The 6,132-nt window shown below is 73.1% G+C and carries 5 protein-coding genes and 1 pseudogene; 1 reads left to right on the top strand and 5 read right to left on the bottom strand.

Annotation, left to right across the window (positions count from 1 at the left end; genetic code table 11):
* Both AB0C29_RS29080 and AB0C29_RS29075 read right to left on the bottom strand, forming a co-directional pair.
* Positions 1-283, bottom strand: a pseudogene (locus AB0C29_RS29080) (hypothetical protein); the annotation flags it as partial.
* Positions 283-2,040 carry a phosphatidylglycerol lysyltransferase domain-containing protein gene (locus AB0C29_RS29075; RefSeq protein ID WP_360826558.1) on the bottom strand — a complete coding sequence of 586 codons (1,758 nt, stop codon included), beginning with the start codon at positions 2,038-2,040 and terminating at the stop codon, positions 283-285. The gene AB0C29_RS29075 and the pseudogene AB0C29_RS29080, both read right to left, overlap by 1 nt.
* A gap of 173 nt (positions 2,041-2,213) precedes the next feature.
* On the opposite strand from AB0C29_RS29075, the gene AB0C29_RS29070 reads away from it, so the two are divergent.
* The gene (locus AB0C29_RS29070) at positions 2,214-3,470 is read left to right on the top strand and encodes a prolyl oligopeptidase family serine peptidase (protein ID WP_360826555.1); all 1,257 of its coding nucleotides are present in this window, start codon (positions 2,214-2,216) and stop codon (positions 3,468-3,470) included.
* A gap of 13 nt (positions 3,471-3,483) precedes the next feature.
* Here AB0C29_RS29070 and AB0C29_RS29065 read toward each other — a convergent pair whose 3' ends face one another.
* The 3 genes from AB0C29_RS29065 to AB0C29_RS29055 all read right to left on the bottom strand — a co-directional run.
* On the bottom strand, positions 3,484-4,233 hold the full coding sequence (locus AB0C29_RS29065; RefSeq protein ID WP_360826561.1) for an ABC transporter permease: 750 nt from the start codon (positions 4,231-4,233) through the stop codon (positions 3,484-3,486).
* A gap of 5 nt (positions 4,234-4,238) precedes the next feature.
* Entirely contained in the window at positions 4,239-5,756 is a 1,518-nt protein-coding gene (locus AB0C29_RS29060) for an ABC transporter permease subunit (protein ID WP_360826552.1), read from the bottom strand.
* A partial coding sequence (locus tag AB0C29_RS29055) for an AAA family ATPase (RefSeq protein WP_360826549.1) occupies positions 5,753-6,132 on the bottom strand: 380 nt, incomplete at its 5' end. The genes AB0C29_RS29060 and AB0C29_RS29055, both read right to left, overlap by 4 nt.

Raw genomic sequence — 6,132 nt, 5'->3', positions numbered from 1 at the left:
GCGCGAACGAGGCGTCCAGCCGGCCGGTGCTGGGCGGGGCGATGCCCGCCGGGGGGCCGGTCTGCCCGGCCAGCGCCTGCCAGGAGGGATAGAACTGTTCCTGCCGGTTGTAGATGAGCCCGATCGCGAGCACCAGCAGGGCCTGGCTGAGCAGCAGGCTGAGCGCGCGGGTGGGCAACCGCCGCTTGCGGCTGCCGCGGTTCCACGACCATTTCAGAAACGCGATGGCCGACAGTGCCGCGGCGCCGGTGCCGAGCACCAGCGGCAGGCCGGTGAGCGTCATCAGCGCACCCCCGCAGGGGACCGGGTGAGTGGGGGCCGCCGGCCCGGGCCGGGCAGGAACGCCTCGGCCGACAGGACCGCGACCGCGATCCGCGGGAGCTCACGGACCGCGGGGAAGCACAGGTAGCGCGGCACCCAGGCGGGCTGGTACTTGGCGTTGGACCGGTACAGCGACTCGATCTGCCAGACCCGGGAGGCGGCCTTGAGGATCTGGTACGACAGCCGCAGCACCGGCCCGGCGCCGAGCTCGTCGGCCCGGGCGAACACCGAGCGCAGCACGGCGAAGTTCAGCGAGATCCGGTGCACGCCCAGCCCGGGCGCGGCCGTCATGGTGGTGACCACCATGAACTCGGTCAGCCCGTTCTCGGCGGTCCGGTCCCCGCGCATGAGGTCCAGCGACAGCCCGTCGGTGCCCCACGGCACGTAGTGCAGCAGGCCCCGGATCCGGCCGTCGGCGTCCCGGCAGACCACGAACAGGCAGTCACCGTCGTCCGGGTCGCCGAGGCGCGACAACGCCATGGAGAAGCCGCGCTCGACCCGGCCGTCACGGAAGGCGTCGGCGGCCCGCTGCGCCTCGGCCAGGGCCTCCGGGGTGAGGTCGTGCAGCCGGGTGACCGTACAGGTGTAGCCGGCCCGCTCCACCCGGGCGACCGCCTGCCGGACCGCGCGCATCGACCGGCCCTGCAGGGTGAAACCGGCGACGTCGAGGATCGCCTCGTCGCCCAGCTCGACGACATCCAGGCCCGCTTTCCGGTACGCCCGGCCGGCCGCATTCCCACAGCCGAGCACAGCCGGCGTCCAGCCGTGCCGGGCGCAGTCCCGCAGCCACACCGCGATGACCTCCGGCCACTGCGACGCCAGGCCGATCGGGTCACCGGAGGCCAGGCTCACCCCGTTGATCACGCGGTACGCGATCACCGCCTTGCCCGACGGCGCCCACAGCAGCGACTTGTCCGGACGCAGGGCGAAGTAGCCCAGCGAGTCGGCCACCCCGTGCTGCCGGACGAGCTCACGGACCACCGTGTCGTCCTCGCCGGTGCGTTGCGGCAGCCGGTTCGCAGGCCGCAGCAGCAGCACGACGGCCGCCGCGATCGAGAGCAGCCCGAACATGCCGGTGGTGTAGCTGACCGTCTCGGCGCCCAGCGGGTACGCGAACCGGATCGGCCCGGAGACCCCGACCAGCCCGAGCGCGGATTCCTGCATCCAGGCGATCACTCCCGGACGGCCTTCGAGCCGGTTCATCCGTACGGCGATCTCGAGCAGCCCGACCGCGAACCCGGCGCCGGCGAAACCGATGAAGGCGGCCAGCGCCCGCCACCGGTTCCACGGATCGGCCTGCGCGTGGAAGCGGCGGCGGACCACGATCAGCATCACCAGCAGCGCCACGGAGACCGCGGCGGCGTCGTAGTGCCAGCCCCGGGCCAGGTGCAGCACCACCCCGGCACCGGCCAGGACCACCGCCACCTGCCAGGCCCGGTGCTTGCCCCGGCGCAGCCCGGCCCCGAGATAGACCAGCAGCAGGCCGGACGCCGCACTGGCCGCCCGGGCGGTGAGCACCCCGGCCATCGGCAGCAGCCCGGCCAGTTCCCCGAAGCGGCCGTGCGGCGACGGCAGCACCACCGTGACGACGTTGTAGAGCCCGGCCAGCTGGACCAGCCGGGCGACCGCCACCCGGGACAACGGCGGCTGCGGCCGCCAGGGTTCCTCCGGATCCTCCGGCGCTGCTTCTTCCGGCCTCGCTGCTGCTGCCTGCCTCATAGCGCGATCGTCTGTCCGCGCGCTTGGCATCAGCCGAGAGTTCTCTGTGTCCTTCCTGGGCATCCCGGGCCGCCGCAACGCCGGGCTTCCGCTGGGTGCGACAACCGTGATAGACCGGTGTCAATGCATTCTTGGTAACGGGATCGAAACAGGGAGGCCGTATGGCCACGTCGATGAGCCGTCGATCCGTCCTGGCCGCCGGGGCCGGCGCCGCCGTGGGGCTGGCTCTGCCGGGTGCGGCCGCGCAGGCCGGCGGCCACTCGGCCACCAGGGCGCGCTTCACCCTCAACGCCGAGACCCTGGACGGCGGCGAGCAGGTCACCTCGCTGACCATCGCCACGGGCGGGCTCGGCCGCATCGACCCGGCGAGCCTGAGCACCGGCACCTTCACCGTGCACGCGAAGGCGACGAGCCCGATCCCGATCGCGCCGGGCGACCAGATCTTCAGCGAGTACGACCTGGACCGGGCGGTGACCGCGGTCCGGCTCGACCACCACGGCAACATCGTGCTCGACCTCGCGTACGCCGAGGGCCAGACCGGCGGCGGCACGCTCGGCTACATCGCGAGCCGGGGCCGCAACGTGCAGCTCGACCTGACGTACACGATCACCCAGAACGCGCCCTTCGCCGTACGGGGACACCGCCCGGTCACCATCACCGAGTTCGTCCAGGGCCGGCTGTCCAACCCCGAGGTGGACGCGTTCCGGTACGCGATCTCCGCCTCGGGGATGAAGTACCGCCTGTTCCAGCCGTCCCGCCGCTTCGCCGGTCGGGGCCGGCGCCCGCTCGTGGTCTGGCTGCACGGCGGCGGTGAGGGAGCGTCGCTGCCGGACAACTACTACGACAACGAGACCACCCTGCGCGCCAACCGTGGTGCGCTCGGCTTCGCCACCCCGGAAGCCCAGCGGATCTTCGCCGGCGCCTACGTCGTGGCCCCGCAGAGCACCTCCTTCTGGCTCGAGGACGGTGACCGCTTCGCCCCCCAGATCCGCGAGATCGTTAGTGAGGTCGCGCGCCGGCACCTGGTCGACCGCGACCGGATCTACGTGGTCGGCGCCAGCAACGGCGGCTACATGAGCCTGAAGATGACCACGGTCTACCCGGACCTGTTCGCGGCGTCGGTGCCCATCTGCGGCGTCGTCGAGTCCTTGCAGCCCGGCGGCCCCACGATGATCACCGACGCCGAGCTGCGGGCCATCCGGACCCCGACCTGGCTGGTGACCTCGCGCGACGACACCACCGTGCCGCCGGTGCCCAACACCGTGCACGCCCATGAGCTCATCGACGGCTCGTTGCTGTCGCTCTACGACAACGTCGTCTGGAACGGCCACCAGTTCCCCGGCCACTGGTCGTGGATCTACGTGGCCCGCAACGATCCACGCATCGACGGCACCCGCATCTGGCAGTGGATGGCCCGGCAACGCAACTGAGCAGACCGGGCCGTCAGGGCTCGCGGAGCTGAAGAGCCAGGCCGCCGCAGAGCAGGGCTGCGGCGGCCCAGGCGGCCAGGACGGCCAGGCCCGCCCAAGGTCCGATCGGCAGGTGGTCCAGGCCGGTGGTGGCCTGGACGGCCAGGCCGGCCGTCATCGGCGCGAACCGGCGCAGCGTGCGTTGCAGCTCCGGATCGTTGATCACGGACGCGATCATCGGTACGGCGTACAGCAGAGCCAGCACCGCCCCCGCCGAGGCCGCCGCGTCCCGGATCACGGCGGCGACGCCGAGCGCCAGGAGCCCGACCAGCACCAGGTAGAGCACCGACCCACCGGCGGCCCGCAGTGTCGGACCGTCAGTCAGGGACGGCGCGGCGATGCCGTTGCCGGGCAGCACCGCCCGGCCGGCGGCCACGCAGCCCAGCACGGCCACCGTTCCCACGACCAGGGTCAGGCCGCCGGTCAGGACCGTCTTGGCGGCCAGGACCACGATCCGGCGGGGCATGGCGGTGAACGTCGTGCGGAGCAGGCCCGTGCTCTGCTCACCGCCGATCGTCGACACCGCCAGCAGCACGACGAGAGCCTGGCCGAGCTGCACCCCGGCCAGGCTCAGCACGGCCGGATCGATGCCGCACCCGCCCCTGCTACAGCGGGCCGAGGCGACCGCGAACAGGCTGGTCAGCACCGTCGCCACCACGAAGCTCGGCAGCAGCCAGAGGGCGGCGGGCTCGGTGCGCAGCTTGGTCCACTCGGCGGACAGCATCCGGTTCACGCGTCGCTCCGGCGCAGCCGGGCACTCGCCAGGCCGAGGGCCAGTACGGCGTACCCGGCCAGGACGGCGAGGCCACCCCAGGCCGGGAGCGGGTAGTAGCCGGACGTGGGCGTGTAGCTCGCCAGCACGTGCGCGTACTCGGGCGCGACCTGCTGGAACGCGAAGGCCGCGGCCGGCGTCAGCCGCAGCAGCCACTCCGCGGCCGAGGTCGGCAGGCCCCCGATCACCGCCAGCAGGTACGGCAGCACGACCACTGCCACCGCGACGCCCACCGCGGCCAGCCCCCGCCGGAGCAGCACTCCCAGCCCCAGCGCGATCAGTGCGGTGCCGGCGACGAGCAGACCGGCCTCGGCAGCCACCCGGGCCAGGGTGCCCAGCGGCAACTCCGGCTGCCGGAAGCCGTTGCCGGTCAGCACTCGCCAGCCGAGCGGGATGGCCAGCGCGGCGGCGGCCGTACCGGCGACGAACGTGACGGCGCCGAGCACGACGGCCTTCGCCGCCACGACCCGGCCCCGCCGCGGGCTCGCCAGCAGCGTCACCCCGATCAGGCCGCGCCGGAACTCGCCGGAGACGGTACGGGCGGCCACCACGATCACCACGATCAGGCCGATGACCAGCCCGATCAGCACCAGCTGGACCCAGGGTCCGGTTTCGCCGGCCAGGGGAGCGATGTCACCGTTGCCGGACACCGTCAGGACCCCGCCGGCCTCCTCGGCGCTGCCCGGGTGGTGCACGGTGCCGTCCGGGTTCGGCTCGGTCCCGACGTCGTCACACCGCCAGTCGCCGCCCGGCGCGGTGCCGGTCGATGCGACGTTGTCGAAGGTGGCGGTCGCCGTGGCCAGCCGGGCCTGGACGCTTCCGCCACCGGCCCCGCCGTTGACGGTGAGGTCGCTCGGCGAGGTGACGAAGAGCCCGAGCTCCACGGGGCCCGTCAGCGTCGCGGTGCCCACCCTGCTCCAGGTGGCGCCGTCGGCCGACTCCTCCCCGGTGAGCGTGTCCCCGGTGCGGGTCAGCCGCAGCCAGCGCGGGGTGGCCGCCGACACGGCGCCGGGCTTGCCCGCGGTGTCGTGGACGAAGTCGTGCTGCATCCGTACGCCGTGCTCCGCGGTGACCATCAGTGCCACGTATCGGGAACCCTCGGCGGTGCCGTCCTTGGCGATGACGCCGGCCTTCGCCCACTCCACCAGACCCGGGACGATCTTGTCGTGGTCCGGCGGCGGGTAGGTGATCAGGCCGGTCATCGAGGTCACCCGTACGGTGATGGCGCCGTCCCCGGCCAGCGTCCGGTGCACGAAGTAGAACTTGTCGCGTACCGGTTGGCCGTCCGGGCCCAGCGGGAGCGCCGGGCACTCGATGTCCACGGTCCCGTTCGAGCAGGACGAGATGCTGTTCGACGCGACGAACAACCCCAGCAGCACGGTCACCAGGGCCGCGGACGCCGTGCCGAGCACCCAGCCGCGGACCGTGCGGAACTTGACCCATTCGGCCCGTACGAGCCGGGCGAAGTCACTCATCGGGCTGCCTCTCCACGGAACTCCACGGCGTCGCGGGTCAGCGCGAAGTACGCCTCCTCCAGCGACGGTGCCGCCGCCAGCAGCTCGGACACGGTGGTATCGGCGAGCACCCGGCCCCGGCCGACGATCACCACGTGCGCGGCGATGTGCTGCAGCTCGCTCATCAGGTGGCTGGCGACCAGCACGGCCCGCCCCTGGGCCGCCAGGGTCCCCAGCAGCCCGCGCATCCACACGATGCCCTCCGGGTCGAGGCCGTTGAACGGCTCGTCCAGCATCAGCACCGGCGGGTCGCCGAGCAGCGCGGCGGCGATCCCGAGCCGCTGCCGCATGCCCAGCGAGAAGCCGCCGGCCCGGCGCCGGGCGACCCCGGCCAGGC

Origin of the sequence: Actinoplanes sp. NPDC048791 (genome assembly GCF_040650095.1) — a bacterium.
GTDB lineage: Bacteria > Actinomycetota > Actinomycetes > Mycobacteriales > Micromonosporaceae > Actinoplanes.
This window is presented reverse-complemented; position numbering and strand designations above follow the sequence as displayed.